The sequence below is a fragment of the Brevibacillus sp. BC25 genome (genome assembly GCF_000282075.1).
In the GTDB taxonomy this organism is placed as follows: Bacteria; Bacillota; Bacilli; order Brevibacillales; family Brevibacillaceae; genus Brevibacillus.
On sequence record NZ_AKIX01000041.1, the window covers coordinates 1 to 16,239 of the forward strand.

15 protein-coding genes are annotated in these 16,239 nt (G+C 47.6%); 11 read left to right on the top strand and 4 right to left on the bottom strand.

What is annotated here, in order from left to right; all coding sequences use genetic code 11:
- Nucleotides 1-186 (top strand): hypothetical protein (locus tag PMI05_RS31360; RefSeq protein WP_238543296.1); only part of this gene is annotated, 186 nt, incomplete at its 5' end.
- A gap of 384 nt (nucleotides 187-570) precedes the next feature.
- Entirely contained in the window at nucleotides 571-1,956 is a 1,386-nt protein-coding gene (locus PMI05_RS12655) for an L-cystine transporter (RefSeq protein ID WP_007721876.1), read from the top strand.
- Between the two features lie 352 nt (nucleotides 1,957-2,308).
- Here the strand turns inward: PMI05_RS12655 and PMI05_RS12660 are convergent, their stop codons facing one another.
- Nucleotides 2,309-3,940, bottom strand: coding sequence for a peptide ABC transporter substrate-binding protein (locus PMI05_RS12660; protein ID WP_007721881.1), 1,632 nt, complete (start codon nucleotides 3,938-3,940; stop codon nucleotides 2,309-2,311).
- 223 nt (nucleotides 3,941-4,163) lie between these two features.
- Here PMI05_RS12660 and PMI05_RS12665 point away from each other — a divergent pair, with 223 nt between their 5' ends.
- The 8 genes from PMI05_RS12665 (at nucleotide 4,164) to PMI05_RS12700 (ending at nucleotide 12,875) form a co-directional block, all read left to right on the top strand.
- Nucleotides 4,164-4,730: a hypothetical protein gene (locus PMI05_RS12665; RefSeq protein WP_007721882.1), complete on the top strand. Its 567-nt coding sequence runs from the start codon at nucleotides 4,164-4,166 to the stop codon at nucleotides 4,728-4,730.
- A gap of 188 nt (nucleotides 4,731-4,918) precedes the next feature.
- Nucleotides 4,919-5,374, top strand: coding sequence for a MarR family winged helix-turn-helix transcriptional regulator (locus PMI05_RS12670; protein WP_007721884.1), 456 nt, complete (start codon nucleotides 4,919-4,921; stop codon nucleotides 5,372-5,374).
- A 33-nt stretch (nucleotides 5,375-5,407) separates the two neighbouring features.
- Nucleotides 5,408-6,223: an SDR family oxidoreductase gene (locus PMI05_RS12675; protein ID WP_007721887.1), complete on the top strand. Its 816-nt coding sequence runs from the start codon at nucleotides 5,408-5,410 to the stop codon at nucleotides 6,221-6,223.
- Nucleotides 6,224-6,318: 95 nt separating this feature from the next.
- Complete coding sequence (locus tag PMI05_RS12680; RefSeq protein ID WP_007721889.1) at nucleotides 6,319-7,623, top strand: hypothetical protein; 1,305 nt, start codon at nucleotides 6,319-6,321, stop codon at nucleotides 7,621-7,623.
- A 745-nt stretch (nucleotides 7,624-8,368) separates the two neighbouring features.
- Entirely contained in the window at nucleotides 8,369-9,628 is a 1,260-nt protein-coding gene (locus tag PMI05_RS12685) for an amidohydrolase (protein WP_007721891.1), read from the top strand.
- Between the two features lie 61 nt (nucleotides 9,629-9,689).
- Nucleotides 9,690-11,093 carry a M20 family metallopeptidase gene (locus tag PMI05_RS12690; protein ID WP_007721894.1) on the top strand — a complete coding sequence of 468 codons (1,404 nt, stop codon included), beginning with the start codon at nucleotides 9,690-9,692 and terminating at the stop codon, nucleotides 11,091-11,093.
- A gap of 316 nt (nucleotides 11,094-11,409) precedes the next feature.
- Nucleotides 11,410-11,979 carry an NAD(P)/FAD-dependent oxidoreductase gene (locus tag PMI05_RS12695; RefSeq protein ID WP_007721896.1) on the top strand — a complete coding sequence of 190 codons (570 nt, stop codon included), beginning with the start codon at nucleotides 11,410-11,412 and terminating at the stop codon, nucleotides 11,977-11,979.
- A 14-nt stretch (nucleotides 11,980-11,993) separates the two neighbouring features.
- Nucleotides 11,994-12,875: a pirin family protein gene (locus PMI05_RS12700; protein WP_007721898.1), complete on the top strand. Its 882-nt coding sequence runs from the start codon at nucleotides 11,994-11,996 to the stop codon at nucleotides 12,873-12,875.
- On the opposite strand, the gene PMI05_RS12705 is transcribed toward PMI05_RS12700, so the two are convergent.
- The 3 genes from PMI05_RS12705 to PMI05_RS12715 all read right to left on the bottom strand — a co-directional run bounded on the left by PMI05_RS12705 (nucleotide 12,872) and on the right by PMI05_RS12715 (nucleotide 15,060).
- A complete protein-coding gene (locus tag PMI05_RS12705) occupies nucleotides 12,872-13,561 on the bottom strand; it encodes a class I SAM-dependent methyltransferase (protein WP_007721900.1) in 690 nt (229 codons plus the stop codon). The two genes, PMI05_RS12700 and PMI05_RS12705, sit on opposite strands and share 4 nt — an antisense overlap.
- Before the next feature lie 130 nt (nucleotides 13,562-13,691).
- Nucleotides 13,692-14,417, bottom strand: coding sequence for a hypothetical protein (locus PMI05_RS12710; RefSeq protein ID WP_007721902.1), 726 nt, complete (start codon nucleotides 14,415-14,417; stop codon nucleotides 13,692-13,694).
- Between the two features lie 13 nt (nucleotides 14,418-14,430).
- Nucleotides 14,431-15,060 carry a YitT family protein gene (locus tag PMI05_RS12715; RefSeq protein ID WP_007721904.1) on the bottom strand — a complete coding sequence of 210 codons (630 nt, stop codon included), beginning with the start codon at nucleotides 15,058-15,060 and terminating at the stop codon, nucleotides 14,431-14,433.
- Between the two features lie 121 nt (nucleotides 15,061-15,181).
- Between PMI05_RS12715 and PMI05_RS12720 the strand changes: the two genes are divergently transcribed.
- Nucleotides 15,182-16,165 (top strand): LacI family DNA-binding transcriptional regulator, encoded by a 984-nt coding sequence (locus PMI05_RS12720; RefSeq protein WP_007721907.1) that lies wholly within the window; start codon nucleotides 15,182-15,184, stop codon nucleotides 16,163-16,165.
- Nucleotides 16,166-16,239 lie beyond the last annotated feature (74 nt).

The following is a 16,239-nucleotide window of genomic DNA, read 5'->3' on the forward strand; positions in this document are numbered from 1 at the left end:
CTGTCCGCTCCGAAGGGATTCGCGGGGAAACGCAAAAGTGGTAGCCGCTTCGTCGCCCGAGCACGTTGCGTTTCTTTTGCCCGCGAATCCCTTCTCCGCTCGGTTGGACTCCACAAGTCGCTACGTCTGGAAATATTCTTCTCTGTCGTAACTGATCACATTCTTCAATCTTTTAAGGATTTTTAAACACGGTGAATACTGAAAGCTCGCAGAGGAAACAGGAGAAAACAGCGAAGATCTTTGGGACGCCGACCGAGACGCAATGCAAAAAGCGAAACACGCTCTTAAGCGTCCACCTCTGAAATAACTTCGAGGAAGAGACCACTTTGGACGCGGTTTCGCTTTTTGCATGGAGTCGGGCAGTCAATCTCACAGCGGGCGGGACAAGAAGCTGAGCGTTTTCTCCTGTTTCCTCCCCACCACTACAGCTGGACATTATCTACCTCTGTAAGACAGTTTGGAATAATACAAAAACAATTCATACTTGACCAGTAGGGATTGTTGGTAATATAACTATATCTATACCGAATACAATAATGAGAGGTACATAAAAAAAAGGGAGGGGAATATATGTCGACGTTATTGATCATCATAAACATTGTTTTGTTGCTCTTATTCATTGCTGGATTATACGCCATGCAAAAGAAGCATATTTCTTTTTCCAAGCGGGTATTTGTCGGTCTCGGACTCGGGATTTTATTTGGACTCATTTTGCAATACGTATATGGAGCCAAATCGGACGTACTCAAATCCACCATCGAATGGTACAACATTGTAGGTAAAGGCTATGTGAAGCTGCTTCAAATGATCGTAATGCCACTGGTATTCATCTCTATTTTATCGGCTTTCACCAAAATGAAACTAACCAATAACATTGGGAAAATCAGTACGCTGATTATCGGACTTTTGGTAGGGACGACTGCTGTCGCGGCAGCGATCGGGATTTCCACTACCTTGGCTTTTAATCTCGACGGGGCACAATTCCAGCAGGGAGATGCGGAATCCGCTCGGATTGAACAGGTAGAGCAGCGCTTAGGTGATATCGAGAACTTGAGCATGCCAGCTAAAATTCTGGAACTGCTTCCTGCGAATCCTTTCCTCGATCTGACTGGAGATCGTGCGACTTCCACGATTGCTGTTGTGATTTTCTCTGCGATTATCGGTGTTGCGTATTTAGGGATAAAACGCAAAAATCCGGAGCAAGCTGAATTGTTTGCGAAAATTGTGGACGCATTCCATACGATCACTATGCGTGTCGTGACTTTGATCCTGCGTCTGACGCCATATGGTGTATTGGCAATCATGATCAGAGTCGCAGCTACCAGCGATTACAATGCCATCTGGCAGCTGGGCAAGTTCGTTGTCGCATCGTATGTGGCGATGATCATCATGTTTATCATCCATTTGTTGCTGTTGACGTTTGCAGGATTGAATCCAATCACCTATGTGAAAAAAGCATTCCCTGTCCTGACGTTCGCCTTCACTTCTCGTACGAGCGCGGGTGCTTTGCCGCTGAATGTAAAAACGCAGCAAAGCATGGGTGTTCCTGAGGGAATTGCCAACTTCGCAGGATCCTTTGGACTCTCCATCGGGCAAAACGGCTGCGCTGGTATTTATCCAGCCATGCTGGCCATCATGGTGGCTCCAGTCGCGGGAATTGATCCGCTGACACCATCGTTCATCCTGACACTGATTGCAGTAGTGGCACTCAGCTCCTTCGGGGTTGCAGGCGTAGGGGGCGGAGCGACCTTTGCAGCACTGCTCGTCTTGTCCACGATGAATTTGCCGATTGCCATTGTCGGTCTGCTCATCTCCGTTGAGCCCTTGATTGACATGGGCCGCACCGCGCTAAACGTAAGCGGAAGCATGACGTCCGGACTCTTGACGAGCAGAGTGACAAAAGAACTGGACACCAATGCTTACCACGGAAACGACCAAAAAACGCTGACTGTGTAAATGTAATAAAACAGGCTGTACCGTCTATTCAGACAGGTACAGCCTGTTTTATTTGGGTTATGTGTTTTCAAGAAACTCGTGAATACAAAGGTTTCGGAGAGGAAGAGAAAAACGGAGCGACCGGAGGCCTTGGCGCGCCTCCCCAGTCGAAACGGAAAAAAGCGGTACACGCTTGTCGACCAACCTCTCCCCTGAGAACCTTCCGCCCATCGGGTGGCTTTTGGTCGACGTACCGCTTTTTGGAGTGGAGACGGACTTCCCTGCTTCCTCGTTGGCGTGCCACGAACGGAGGGAGCCCGTTTTTCTCTTCCCCACCACTATGTTCGCATAAACACAAATAATATCTTATTTCTTATGGATTAACCGAGGTGTACTTGAAGTACGCGCCTCCCAGCGGAAAGATGATGAAATCTTTCACCTTGTCGTTTTTCACATAAGGGCTTCCACGGAAGTTGATCGGAGCCAGCGGCATTTCCTCCATCAAAATCGTTTCCGCTTCTAGCAGGATTTTTTTGCGCTGGTCGAGATCAGGCTCGTTGTAGCTCTTGTCGATCAGCTCTTTGAACTTGGCATTTTCCCAATCAGGGTGGTTGTTTCCGCCCGTTTTGTCGCGGAACATCTCCAGGAAGTTGATCGGGTCGTTGAAGTCTGCGCCCCATTGGAAACGGATCATGTCAAAGTTCGCTTGCGATCTCATGTCGCGGTACACCTTCAGCTCCGCCGTGTACAGCTTCACGTCAACACCCAGTGCTTTTTTCCACTGATCTTGCAGGGCCTCTGCCAGCTTTTTGTTGGTATCATTCGAGTCAAAGGTGTAGGTAATAGTCGGGAAGGTCGAGAGTCCGAGCTCTTTCATACCTTCTTCCAGCAATGCTTTGGCTTTTGCCTGGTCTTCTTTAAAGTAGCCGTCTGGTTTTAATCCCATGGAAGTCGGTACCCAACCGTAGGCGGCTGGAACACCCGTCTGCAAAATATTATCGATGATTTCCTGACGGTTGATGGCATAAGCGAAGGCTTGGCGAATTTTTTTGTTGTTGAACGGTGGTTTGTTTGTATTAAAAACAACGGATTGTGTGCCCGGATTATCCGCGACCATCAGCTTGCCCGCATCTTTGAGTGTAGGGATTGCGTCAGTCGGAAGTGTTGAGGCAGGATAGCCGCCCCAGTCGATGTCGCCATTTTCAAACATCGAGAACGCTGTATTGTTGTCCTCGATCATAGCAATTTCAATCCGCTCGAGCTTGACGTTGTCTTTATCCCAGTAGTTCGGGTTTTTCGTAAAGACGATTCTGCTTTTGTGCTCCCACGTGTCCATGATGAATGGACCATTTCCTACGATTGTTTTCGCTTCATCCGCCCATTTCGGGTTTCCTTCCAGCGTTTTTTGATGCAACGGGAAGAGGGTAGGGAAGAAGGTTAGCTCACGGAAAAATGGAGTCGGTGACTTCAGATTGAATTCGACGGTGTAGTCGTCTACAGCCTTGACCCCTACGTCTTCTGCTTTGCCTTTCCCTGTATTGTACTCCTCTCCTCCTTTAATGTAGTAAAGCTGATAGGCATACTCGGACGCTGTTTTCGGATCGAGGTTGCGCTTGATTGCATAGACGAAATCATGGGCGGTGACAGGGTCTCCGTTACTCCATTTGGCGTCCTTGCGAATTTTGAAGGTGTAGTTCATGTAATCCGGCGAGTTGGTGAAGCTCTCAGCCGTAGCATTGACGAGTTGACCATTCAGGTCATAGCTGGTCAAACCTTCAAAGGCAGCATAAATCATGTCAAACGAATCCGCGTCGACGGCGATCCCAGGGTCCATCGAAGGCGGTTCGCTGTTGATGCTCCATTTTAACACCATCGGCTCTGTTTTTGTCGCTTCTGTAGGTGTAGTGGAGCCAGTGGGTTGAGCAGGTGCGGAAGAGTTCGAGCACCCCGCTAATACCCCGAAAAGCAAGGTAAGACAGGTTGCAATTGCCAGTCCCTTTTTCATAAATACCCCCCTTAAAAATGATAGAAACGTATATTCAGAATATTTGCTTGCGTTTTCGATAGCAAAGGAATTTTTTTAGTTTCTCGATAAAAAATATTTACTTAGGTCATTGAAAGATAGGAATAGTGGTATAAAGTTAATTGATTTTTCTTAAAAATTTACTCGTTTTTAAATATATGGTATATTTTGGTAAATTTTAATGATAGGAGAGGTGGGAATCACTATGTTCAAGAAAATGGTTTTTTCAGCATTAAGTGTAGCCGTATTTTCTGCAGTGCTAACGTCTCCGATTCAAGCTGCAAACACACCATCGAGTGTTGGTGGGCAGAAAGAACATTCATTAGCTTCTGCCAGATGGAGTTCAGATGAGGAATGGATTCGAAAATCTGCTGCTGTCCCAGCAGGTTGGGTCGTCATTCGTGAAGATCTAGGTTCCAAGCTCATTAAAAATACAGCAGGTGCTCCTTATGGTGCGGAATTACGAGTAAGCAAATATTCTCCTGTTCCAGCAGGATGGGTAGTTTTAAGAGATGAAGTAGCTGGTCGGGTGATAAAATATGTAATAGGAGCATCTTATCGTACGGAGTTCAATGTGACCAAGTTCTCCCCCATTCCAACTGGATGGGTTGTAGCTCGAGAAAATTATGATAGCAAAACGATCATGAATGTCGTTGGAGCTCCTTATGGCACGGTATTATTAGTAAGCAAATATTCACCTGTTCCACCAGGATGGGTTTACGAGGGACAAGTGGCTGCTGGCAAGTACATTAAAAACTTGAATCGCTATTAGTCGTCTAAAACATAAATCTTCGAACTCAACTTAATAATGGAGAAGTTTTCATAGAGAAAGAACTGATGGATAAGGTGTATATAACCCATCAGTTCTTTTTAATTACGATAAAAAGCGCATTGACAAAAAAATACAAATGGATTACATTTCAAGTTGTTAAGCACTTAACTAAATAAGGGGGGAAGAGCATGGCAGATGATCTCGAAACGTATGTAAACCAGCCCCCTTTACGGACAAAAGCATTCTTTTCCTTGGTAGACGCCACCGCAGATTTGGTGGGGCTCTCAGAAAAATATTGGCATGCAAATGGCATGAACGGTGCAAGAATTCGACTATTGGTAGAGATTGCGAAGCATGGTGACAGTATCCTGCCTTCACGCTTGGCAGAGTGCATTGGAGTGACGAAGGCCAACATTAGTCTTTTGCTTGCACCACTGGAAACAGACGGTCTGATACACCGGGCTCCCCATCCCAAAGACGGTAGAAAATCCGTAATCTCACTGACAGAAGCAGGAAAACAGCTTCTTTCCGTGCACCTTCCCGGGAATCGCCAGGTAATTGCAGAGGGGCTAAAAGGTCTGGAGGAGCAGGAGCTGCATCAACTGATATTTTTATTAGAGAAAATAAGGCAAAGTGTGAGATGAACTTTGAGCTGGAGGGGAAAAGGGGGCAAAAGCATGTCCATTCTCATCACAGGAGCAACGGGCAAACTAGGGAGCTTGATTATCGAACAGCTTTTGAAAAGGGTGGAAAGAGAACGCCTCATTGCCTGTGTACGCAGACTGGACAAAGCGACACGGTTAAGAGAGTTGGGAATCGAGGTAAGACAGGCGGATTATGATGACCCTCTGTCTCTGGAACGCTCTTTTGCGGGTGGCACGAAGCTTTTGTTTATTTCCAGCCCGCACACTGATGATACCGTTCGTGTACGACAGCATAGTCATGTCATAGAAGCGGCGAAAAAAGTTAATATCACTCACATGGTGTATACCAGCTTTGCCTTTTTGGAAAAGGCAAATATCTCCCTCACGCATCTCCATTTGGCAACGGAACACGCCATTCGCACGACAGGGATACCGTATACGTTTCTGCGAAATGGACTTTACAGTGATGTGATTGCGGCATTTGGTATTCAGCAGGCAATCGAAACAGGAGAGCTCATTACATACCCTGGCAAGTGGAGCTTTCACACAGTGACACGCGAGGATCTTTCATTGGCTGCTGCCACTGTCATCAGCACAGAGGGGCACGAAAATCAGACTTACGAGCTTACGGCTTCCCGAGCTTGGAATTTCGCAAAGCTGGCTGAAGTGTTGGCGGCACAGACAGGCAAATCCATCAGACATCGAGAGGACCCTGTTGCAGAAAGCTGGCTGTATCGCTTCTTGATGCAAATTGATGCGAGCAGCACGACGACGGATTTGGAGAGAATCATCGGCAAGCCCACTGCTTCACTCGAACAAATGGTTATGCAAATCATGGAGCAAGCGTAGTACAGCATGCTTGGCATCCAGTAGACAAAGAGAACGGCACATGATATGAATGAGGAAAAGGTGTCGATCATGACTAGGTAGGAGATAACGCCCTTATGTATAGAATCGGTGTTGTAGGACCACGGCCTTCGGTGGAGCGGATACTGGCGGTTGCCAATGAGTTTGAGCATGAGATCGAATTTGTTCCTTTTCGTTATGAGGACGTTCGTGACGTGAGCAAAATCGTTCTGGAGCATCATCCAGAATTAAACGGATGGTTTTTCTCTGGACCGATTCCGTTCACGATCGCGAAAAACGTACTCAGCCCGGATGCCAATATCGTGTATTGCCCACCGAACGGTTCGAATCTGTACCGCTGCTTCATTCAGATGTCGATTGATCAAAAGACAGCCGTGAACCGTGTATCCATTGACATGATTGATTCGGAAGGAACGCATTTGAGCGAGGCGATGTCGGAGCTGGACATACCCGAAGAGGGGATTTACGTCAGTATGTACAACGAAAATTTTGACCTCGATGCGATCACGCAGTTTCATATATCGCTGTGGCGTGAAGGCAAGACACAAGGAGCGTTCACCACATTTTCTGTGGTTGAACATGCGTTGCGCGAGGAAGGCATTCCTGTCTATCGTGTCCTGATGACGAAAATGGAGATTCGGCAAGCGATGAAAATCGTCATTGAAAAGGTGAAAAGCTCCTATTTCAAGGACACACAAATCGGGGTAGAGATCATTGAGCTGGAGCAGTTTGACAAGATTCCCGAGCGGGCGAGCACACGCTTTTACTTGCAGCATTTGGAGCTGAAGATCAGACAAATTTTGCTTGCGCTCTGCGATCGGCTGGACGGCTCTCTGCTGGCAAATGGCAACGGACGCTACCAGATTTTCAGCTCGCGTGGTGCGATTCAACGAGAGATTGAAATGTTACGACATACGGTGGAACAGCTCTCTTTGGAGGCAGAGGTTCCGGTTGCAGTAGGTGTAGGCTTTGGGGACACAGCTTTTTCTGCGGAAAACAATGCGCGAAAAGCAATCCAGCACGCAAAAGAACGACCTGGGGCGGGCATTGTTGTCGTACAGGATAATGGCGTCATGATGGAATCGGTTGGAGAAACAGAGGAGCTCGCCTATTCGTTCCGCTCCAGTGATCGCGAGCTGCTGGAAAAGCTGAACCGGGCTAATGTAAGTGTCAAATCGTATCACAAGCTGCGTGCGCTGGTTCAGCGCATGGGCTGGAAGACGTTTTCGACGACGGATATCGCTTCGCACTTGTCGATGACGGTACGGAATGCACAGCGGATCATGGGCAGCTTGTGCGAAGTGGATTTGGCCGAGTTTAGCGGGGAAGAGCAGCAAGCTGTACGTGGACGTCCGAAGAAGCTTTATCAGTTAAAGAAATGAAGGCACCCGATGTAATGTTCGGGTGTTTTTTTATTATGGGGCTGCGGTGAAGAGAAGAATATTTCCAGACTAGGCTCCAGGCTCCGTCCTGCTGGGGGTCAAGACTGCCCGCTCCGAAGGGATTCGCGGGGAAACGCAAAAGTGGTAGCCGCTACGTCGTATGGGCACGGTTGCGTTTCTTTTGCCCGCCAATCCCTTCTCCGCTCGGTAGGACTCCACAAGTCGCTACGTCTGGAAATATTCTTCTCTGTCGTAACTGATAACGTTCTTCATTTATTTTAAGGCTTAAAAAAATCGGAAAACGTTGAAAGTTCGTAGAGGAAACAGGAGAAAAAAGCGAAGATCTTAGGGACACCGACCGAGACGGAATGCAAAAAGCGAAACACGTTCTTAAGCGTCCACCTCTGAGACACATCCTGAAGAGACTACTTTGGACGCGGTTTCGTTTTTTGCATGGAGTCGTGCAGTCAATCCCGCAGGGGGTGGCCCTAGAATCTGAGCGTTTTCTCCTGTTTCCTCCCCACCACAATAGCGAGAAGAAGTTTTGTTATCTTTTAAGAAGTCTAACAACTTCTATTGAAAAAACGAAGAGGCAACTATATAATTCAATTAAGCGAAAATGTCTTTTATTATTCGTATATTGTAAGGGTTTACATTTGCCAGTCTTCTCATATTTCTAGAGCTTGCCTATCGGACCTGGACATGGAAAAAGACATGCTCCAGAGTTAACAGGAGGAATTGAACGATGTTGGATCTGGTTTCGTTGCGAAGAGATTTTCATAGACACCCAGAGGTAGGTTTTACGGAGTTCCGTACCGCTTCCAAGGTAGTAGAGATTTTGACGTCCCTCGGCTATGAGGTCATATACGGACAAGAAGCAATCGATGGAGATTCCCGTCGGGGCTTGCCTTCCGAGGCGGTTCTCGAGGCAGCGTATGAAAGAGCTTTACGTGACGGTGCAAACCCGGCGATTGTTGAAAAAATGCGCGGTGGCTATACAGCAGTGATCGGTGTGAAGAAAGGGAAGGCACCTGGACCAACGGTTGCTTTCCGTTTTGATATGGACGCACTGCCTGTATTGGAAAGTACGGAGCAAGACCATTTTCCACAAGCGAATGGCTTCCGCTCCCATTATGAAGGCAACATGCATGCCTGCGCTCACGACGGTCATACCACGATTGGCTTGGGATTGGCAGAAGCGCTTGCAGCAGGAGATTTTTCCGGTACGCTCAAACTGATTTTCCAACCAGCCGAAGAAGGCGTTCGTGGTGCATACGCGATCGTGGAAAAAGGCCATTTGGACGATGTTGACTATATTTTCTGCAACCATTTGGGTGTCAATGTACCGCTAGGTGAGGTACACGGCGGTTCCTATGGTTTTTTGGCTACCACGAAAATGATGGCGCATTTCTACGGTGTTTCTTCTCATGCTGGTGCGTCGCCAGAGCAAGGGAAAAATGCATTGCTCGGAGCGGCTACCGCCCTGTTGAACATTCATGCGATTCCGCGCTTCAGTACGGGTGATACGAGGATCAATGTGGGTGTGCTAGAAGGCGGAACAGCAGCGAACATCATACCGGCCTATGCCAAGATGGTTGTGGAGACTCGCTCCATTACCGAAGAAGTAAATGCAGAAGTAGAAAACCGCGTACGCAACATCATCGCGCACAGTGCCGCTATGCATGAGCTTGACTACAAGATCGAGGTCGTCGGGGGAGCCATCCCGATCAACTACGATGTGGAGATGGCAGAGTTGGCACTGGAAGAAGCGAAGCAAGTAGAAGGCTTCGATTCCTTTAAGCACGGCGATTACAACTCAATGGGCAGTGAAGATGCCAGCTTTATGATTAAACGCGTTCAGGATCGTGGCGGAAAAGGAACGTACATGGCAATTGGTACGGATATCCCAGCGCCTCACCACCATCCGAAATTTGATATACAAGAAGAGATTTTGCCACGCAGCGTAGCGCTTTTGAACCGAATTGCAAGGCGATTGCTGACGTAAAAAACGTTCCTAACTGAGCGAAAAAGTACGTGGACAACGAGGGCAGAAAGGATGTTTGCGAATGCATACCAAGCGAATTGCAGAAATGATTGAGAAAAAACGAGATGCCTTCATCAAGGTGAGCGACCAGATTTGGGATTTCGCGGAGACGCGTTTTGAAGAGTATCAATCTGCTGAATTGCTGGCTCAAACACTAGAAGGAGAGGGCTTCAAGGTTGAGCGCGGAGTAGGCGGAATCCAAACGGCCTTCATCGGAAGCTTTGGCAGCGGCAATCCTGTCGTAGCGATTTTGGGTGAGTTCGATGCTCTGTCGGGCATGAGCCAGCAAAAAGGCCAAACTACAGAAGAGCCTCTCGTAGCAGGCGCAAACGGCCATGGCTGCGGACACAACTTGCTTGGTACCGCTTCGCTAGCGGCAGCCGTTGCAGTGAAAGCGTACATGGAAGAGAACAACATGACGGGGACTGTTCGTTACTACGGCTGCCCAGGAGAAGAAGGTGGGTCCGGGAAAGCATTCATGGCGCGAGCAGGATTGTTTGATGACGTGGACTTCGCACTTTGCTGGCACCCAATGGGCTACAACAGCATCATGTCCATCGATTCGCTCGCGAACTATCAAATCTACTTCAAGTTCAAAGGTAAGAGCGCCCATGCGGCAGCAAGTCCACATCTCGGTCGAAGCGCACTGGATGCGGTGGAATTGATGAACGTCGGCGTGAACTACTTGCGTGAGCACATCATCCCGGAAGCACGTGTGCACTATGCCATCACGAACTCCGGCGGTTTGTCGCCAAATGTAGTTCAACCAAAAGCAGAGGTATTGTACCTCGTACGTGCGCCAAAGATTGATCAGGTACAGGAGATTTACGAGCGCGTATGCAAAATTGCGCAAGGCGCTGCGCTCATGACCGAAACTGAGGTAGAGATCGTATTCGACAAAGCGTGCTCAAACCTCGTACAAAACAAGCTACTCGAAGAGGTCATGTACAAAAACTTCCAGGAGTTGGGCGTCCCTGTGCATGATGAAGCGGAACTGCAATTGGCAAAAGAAATGTGTTCGACGCTGTCCAAGCAGGAACTCGCTACTTCGGAAAAACAGTCACCGGACATGCCTGCCCCAGACATGGTGACATGGCTCAACCCATTCGACGGATCAAAAATCCCGCTGAACGGCTCCACAGATGTAGGGGATGTGAGCTGGATTACGCCGACCGCGCAATGCACGACTGCGTGCTATATTAACGGCTCCACGCTGCACTCCTGGCAATGGGTGTCTCTAGGGGCGACATCCATGGCACATAAAGGGATGCTACATGCGGGGAAAGTCATGGCTTCTACAGCTGTTGACATGCTGAAAAAACCAGAGCTGATCGAACAGGCAAAAGCCGAGCTGAAACAGCGTCTGGGCGGTCAAACGTATGTGTGTCCGATTCCAGAGGGTGTCATGCCTTCTGTGAAAAAATAAGAGACACTCGGAAATAACAAGCGGACGACTTCTGAACGATCAGGGGTCGTCTTTTTTGGTGTAGCGTGAAAATTTCCTTGACGAATAATCGTGCTCGTTATATCTTTAATTCAAGATATAACACAACCACAGTTTTTTAGCCCACCTTGTAATGAACGGAACGTATTCAATCGGTTCTGATATCTCTAATTTGAGATATAAGAGAGGGCGCTTTCTACGGTTTATTGGTAATGATGGGGTAATAATACGAGAGTAGCCAGTGTCTGGCTGGCAGAAGGAATCGTCATTTTTTCGAAGAGGAAAGGGGTATATCATTATGTACGATATCGTCATTATTGGAGCAGGACCTGCTGGATCAAGCGCGGCACTTTTTGCAGCAAAATCAGGCAAGAAAACGTTGCTTGTGGACAACGACAAGAGCGTAACAAAGCGGGCATTATTTTGGAATTACCTTGGCGTAATGGAAATGACAGGACCTGAGCTTGTAGAAACGGGGAAACAGCAGGCGATCAAGTACGGAGCAGAATTGGTGCAAGACAAAGTAACGAACATTGTGAAAAAGGAAAATGGCTTTGTCATTGAGACAGAGGACAAAGGGCAGTTTGAAGCCAATCAGATCATCCTGACGACGGGGATGCTGGTAGACTTGGCGGGACAATTGGGAATTGAAACAAAGCCAGGGACCGAACCTCGTGTCAAAACGGTTATTTCGGTAGATAACAGCGGTAAGACGAGCATGGAAGGCGTATGGGCCGCAGGTGTTTGTGCTGGAGCCGGCTTCCATGCCATTATTACTGCCGGAGACGGTGCCAAAGTAGCGGTCAATGTCATTAGTGAGCTGAATGGTGAAAGATATATCGACCATGATGTACTGCCAGCAAAGTAAAGGGGTCCTGAACAATGACAGTCTTTCGTAAAATCGAGGGGGGTTACAAGGGAGCCCCCTTCCATATGGTCGGTGACGGTTTTCGTGTCTCCAACTACTTTCCATCGGGAAATCGGTTCGGGCAACGACTTAGCCCCTTTATCTTGATGGATTACAACGCGCCCTTTGTATTTCCTCCCAGTGAGCAGGTCAGAGGCGTAGGAGCGCATCCCCATCGCGGATTTGAGACCGTCACCATTGCTTATGAGGGGTCCATTGAGCATCATGACAATCAAGGGAACCATGGCATCATTGGCCCAGGAGACGTACAGTGGATGACGGCAGGCTCGGGACTTTTACACAAGGAATATCATGAACGAGAGTTTGCCAAGCGCGGCGGACTGTTTCAAATGATTCAGCTCTGGGTGAATCTTCCCCGTGCAAACAAGATGCATTCCCCGAGATATCAGGAGCTGCTGTCTTCCCAAATGGGAAGAAGCGATTTACCCGATGGTGGTGGGAGCGTTCGCGTCATTGCTGGAGAATTCAACGGCATAAAGGGGCCAGCGCAAACATTTACGCCGATCCATTTGTTCGATATTGAGCTCAAAGCAGGTGGAAAAGCACAATGTAGCCTGCCAACGTCCTTTAATACCGCTGCTCTGGTATTGCGAGGATCAGCCCGAATCAACGAAAGCCAGGTCGTCCATGAAGGGGATTTTGTCTTGTTTGAAAATGTTCCCGGTGAGATTCAGATAGAGGGACAAGAAGACCATACAATCATTCTTGTGCTCAGCGGGGAACCGATCGACGAGCCGATTGTCATGCATGGTCCATTTGTTATGAATAGCCCCGAGGAAATCGCTGAGGCCTTTAACGACTATCAGATGGGCAAGATGGGAAATCCAAATTTTTAGTGGGGTTTCAGCCACCATACTCCCGCACATTCCGGCAATGTCACCAGTTTTTCCCGAGCGACTCTGTCTGCAAGCTCATCTCCAAAGAAAAAACGTGAAAGCTGTTCTGCTTCCGCTATGTCTTTAAACTGATAGTCCAAGCGAATCCATTTGTGAGAGAAGCCGTATTTGTTTTCTAACAAAGAATAGTACTGTGTAAGAAATTCGGGTGGGTGAGGTGTTTCATATCCGGTCCCCATCGTCTCCATGATGACGATTGTGCCACCAGGACGAAGCACGCGTTTCATCTCTTGGATGATCTTTTCAAGATTGAACTCGTTGTTGGGAACTTCTGAACTGGTAAGGTAACAAACCGTCCACCCTGCTACGATGACATCCGCGCTATTAGCGTCTGCGGGAAGTTCTCTATGATCCGCTACGTTGGTTTTCCAATTGGAAAGACCAGCTTGCGTCAGTTGTTGTGCATTCACTTCTAGCATGGCAGCGGAAGCATCGAGAGCCAGAATGGACTTGGCATGAGGGGCGAGCACAGACGTGAGTCTTCCTGAGCCAGCTCCCAGATCGATCACGTCCTGTCCTTTGATAGGGGTGATTTCTTCGATAACAGCGAGCAGACTTGGTTGTCTGGAAATCATCAGATCGTACTGTTCCGCTTGATTTTTATAAATTTGTTCGTGGTTTGGCATCGTTCATCCTCCAGTTACTTGATCGTACTGGAAAATATCGTAAAGCTTCACGCCGCGTGAAGGTCAAGAGATAGAAAAAAGGATTCCGCCTCGCAGTCTTATGAGCTACAGGGGAATCCTTCTTTTTCATTTAGGAACGGACAGAAATTAAATCCTTCGCCAGCGCTACCATCTGATCATGAAGGGTAGGGTCCAGTTGATTGTTTCCAGTGTGGTACGCGAGATGATACAAGATTCCTTGATCATAGAACTCCATCTCATGGGCGCTTGTGACGATCAGATTTACTGCCTGATTTTTATCATCGTACTTGTAAAAGTTATACACATAAGAGCTGTTTGTCGTGATGATATGATGATAGAAAGTGATATCGTCGGCCAGTGGCTCAACGCGCATGACGTTCCCAAACGAATCCAGTCCAGAAGCAGATGGCTTCGCGTGGGCCAAAGGGTTTTCATCTGTCTCTGTCATACGTATGATGAAGAAGTTTTCCGTAATAGGGACTTCGTTACCCTGCGCGTATGTCAGTTGTAGCTGGTGTCGTGTTACTTTTTCCAAGCCTGAGGAGAATGAGACGAGATAGGCCATCTCTTTTTCGACAGGAAAAGGTAGCTTCGTTTTATCCACTGGCTTGATTCTGCTTTGGAGAGACGAAGGCAATAGCGGTGTCATTTCCTGAATACTCATCGGTCGGTAATGCCTCACGTTTTCAGGATCTTGGGTCAGTCTGTGAATTTCGCTCTGGGCAAAAACATCTCCGCTAGCTTTTACGAGACCAGTGGAAGAGGAGCAACCGATAAGCAATAGAAACAGACTTACTGCAAGGGAACACACAACTTTTGGTCGAAAATTTCTCAAGGCTTTCCTCCTCTTATGCCTCCGCCCCCTTCGTTTGATTGACGAGACGAAGCATCTTATTCCCGACGTTAATAGCTGCTTGAATAATGTAGCCAGTCGTAAAAGATAGCACGACTGTTCCGTAATAAATCGGGCCATCTAATAGGAAACTTGCGCTAAGAAACATGCACGCCAGCAAAATTTCTGTCCGTCTGAATGTCCACTTTAATCTTTTCGACATAACCAGTACAAATGCCTCTTGGGGAGCTGTGCACACTTGGGTACACACATACAACCCGATACCGCTGCCGATGCAAATGTTTCCGAGTGCCATGGTCAGAAGCGGCGGCAATGAACGGATAGCAGCCATAAGCGCATCAATGGACCCGATCAAATCGACAAAGATGGAGATCAGCATCATGACCAAAATGGCACCGACAGTAATATAACTGCGATCCATGAAAAGGACGATGATGACAAAGGTCAGGTTAATGGCAAACATCCAGAAGCCAATCGATATCCCGAAGTTTTGATACAGGGCAATAAACAGAGAATCATACGGGCTAAGACCAAAGGATGTAATAGTCGTCATCATGTTGATCCCAAGCGCCAAAATCAATAAGCCTACGATAAACAAGAGATATTCAAATTTTAAGCGAACCACAAAACACGACTCCTTTCATTCTACATAAGGAGAGCATAATGTGTGGAACGCTTTTCAGAGCAAGCGATATGTGCTTTGATGTATGTAATAATAACTGATCCGACTTAGAGGAGTAATCTGAGTGGCTAACATAAGAGAAATCGCGAAATTGGCTGGTGTATCCGTTTCAACCGTTTCCCGTGTGCTTAACAACCATCCGTACGTGAACGAGAAAAAACGCGCGGAGATTCTCAAGATTATTGAAGAACAAAACTATGTTCAAAACAGTAATGCGGTCCACCTCTCTACGGGAAAAACGATGGTCATCGGTGTGACATTGCCTCTCGTCAACAACCAATACTACAGCTCCATTATCGAAGGCATTGCAGCAGAAGCAGTTCAGCATCATTACAAGCTGATGGTGTGCCAAACGAATAATAACCCCGAGCAAGAACGTAGCGTTTTACACTTGCTCAAAAATAAAAAAATCGACGGGCTAATCATGTGCTCCAGGTCCAGCTCTTGCGAAACGCTCAATGAATACGCAGCATACGGACCTATCATTACGTGTGAAGCAAATGATACCAACTCTGTTTCGAGTGTTCATATCGACCACTATCAAACGTTTCTGATCGGGATGGAGTATCTGATGAAGAAGGGGCATCGCCGGATCGGGTATTGCATCGGCAGGAAAAACAGCTTTAACAGTCAGCATCGCAAACGTGCCTATTACGAAAAGCTGCGTACGATTGACGTGACACCCTCTCCAGAATGGTCATTTGAAGAGTGTTTAACGATCCAAGACGGCAAGGATGTCGTGGGGAAATTGCTGCAAACAGAAGAGCGGCCGACAGCAATGATCGTATCGTGCAATCATATCGCGGCAGGGATCATCAAAGAAGCGAGCAGATTGGGCATTCGCGTACCGGAAGACTTGGCCGTAGTCGGTTGCGATGATCAGCCGATCGGAGAACTGCTAGAGATCACCACCGTATCCAGCTCCAGTACGTTAATGGGAAAATACGCATTTGAGATGCTGCATGAGCGGATTTGGACACAGCAGCTGGATGGGAAAAAGGAAGAGAAGGAACTGTCGCCCGTATTGGTAGAGCGACTGACGACGTAAAGCTTCAAAGATAGCACAGTTGATCAAAAAAACGCCAGTGATCTCCCGCATACTAAAGAAAAAATAGGTGAAGG

Coding starts and splice junctions, on each gene's coding strand:
- PMI05_RS12705 (WP_007721900.1), bottom strand. CDS start 13,561: ATGCCAAACCACGAACAAATTTATAAAAATCAAGCGGAACAGTACGAT.
- PMI05_RS12690 (WP_007721894.1), top strand. CDS start 9,690: ATGCATACCAAGCGAATTGCAGAAATGATTGAGAAAAAACGAGATGCC.
- PMI05_RS12700 (WP_007721898.1), top strand. CDS start 11,994: ATGACAGTCTTTCGTAAAATCGAGGGGGGTTACAAGGGAGCCCCCTTC.
- PMI05_RS12685 (WP_007721891.1), top strand. CDS start 8,369: ATGTTGGATCTGGTTTCGTTGCGAAGAGATTTTCATAGACACCCAGAG.
- PMI05_RS12655 (WP_007721876.1), top strand. CDS start 571: ATGTCGACGTTATTGATCATCATAAACATTGTTTTGTTGCTCTTATTC.
- PMI05_RS12660 (WP_007721881.1), bottom strand. CDS start 3,940: ATGAAAAAGGGACTGGCAATTGCAACCTGTCTTACCTTGCTTTTCGGG.
- PMI05_RS12680 (WP_007721889.1), top strand. CDS start 6,319: ATGTATAGAATCGGTGTTGTAGGACCACGGCCTTCGGTGGAGCGGATA.
- PMI05_RS12695 (WP_007721896.1), top strand. CDS start 11,410: ATGTACGATATCGTCATTATTGGAGCAGGACCTGCTGGATCAAGCGCG.
- PMI05_RS12675 (WP_007721887.1), top strand. CDS start 5,408: ATGTCCATTCTCATCACAGGAGCAACGGGCAAACTAGGGAGCTTGATT.
- PMI05_RS12670 (WP_007721884.1), top strand. CDS start 4,919: ATGGCAGATGATCTCGAAACGTATGTAAACCAGCCCCCTTTACGGACA.
- PMI05_RS12665 (WP_007721882.1), top strand. CDS start 4,164: ATGTTCAAGAAAATGGTTTTTTCAGCATTAAGTGTAGCCGTATTTTCT.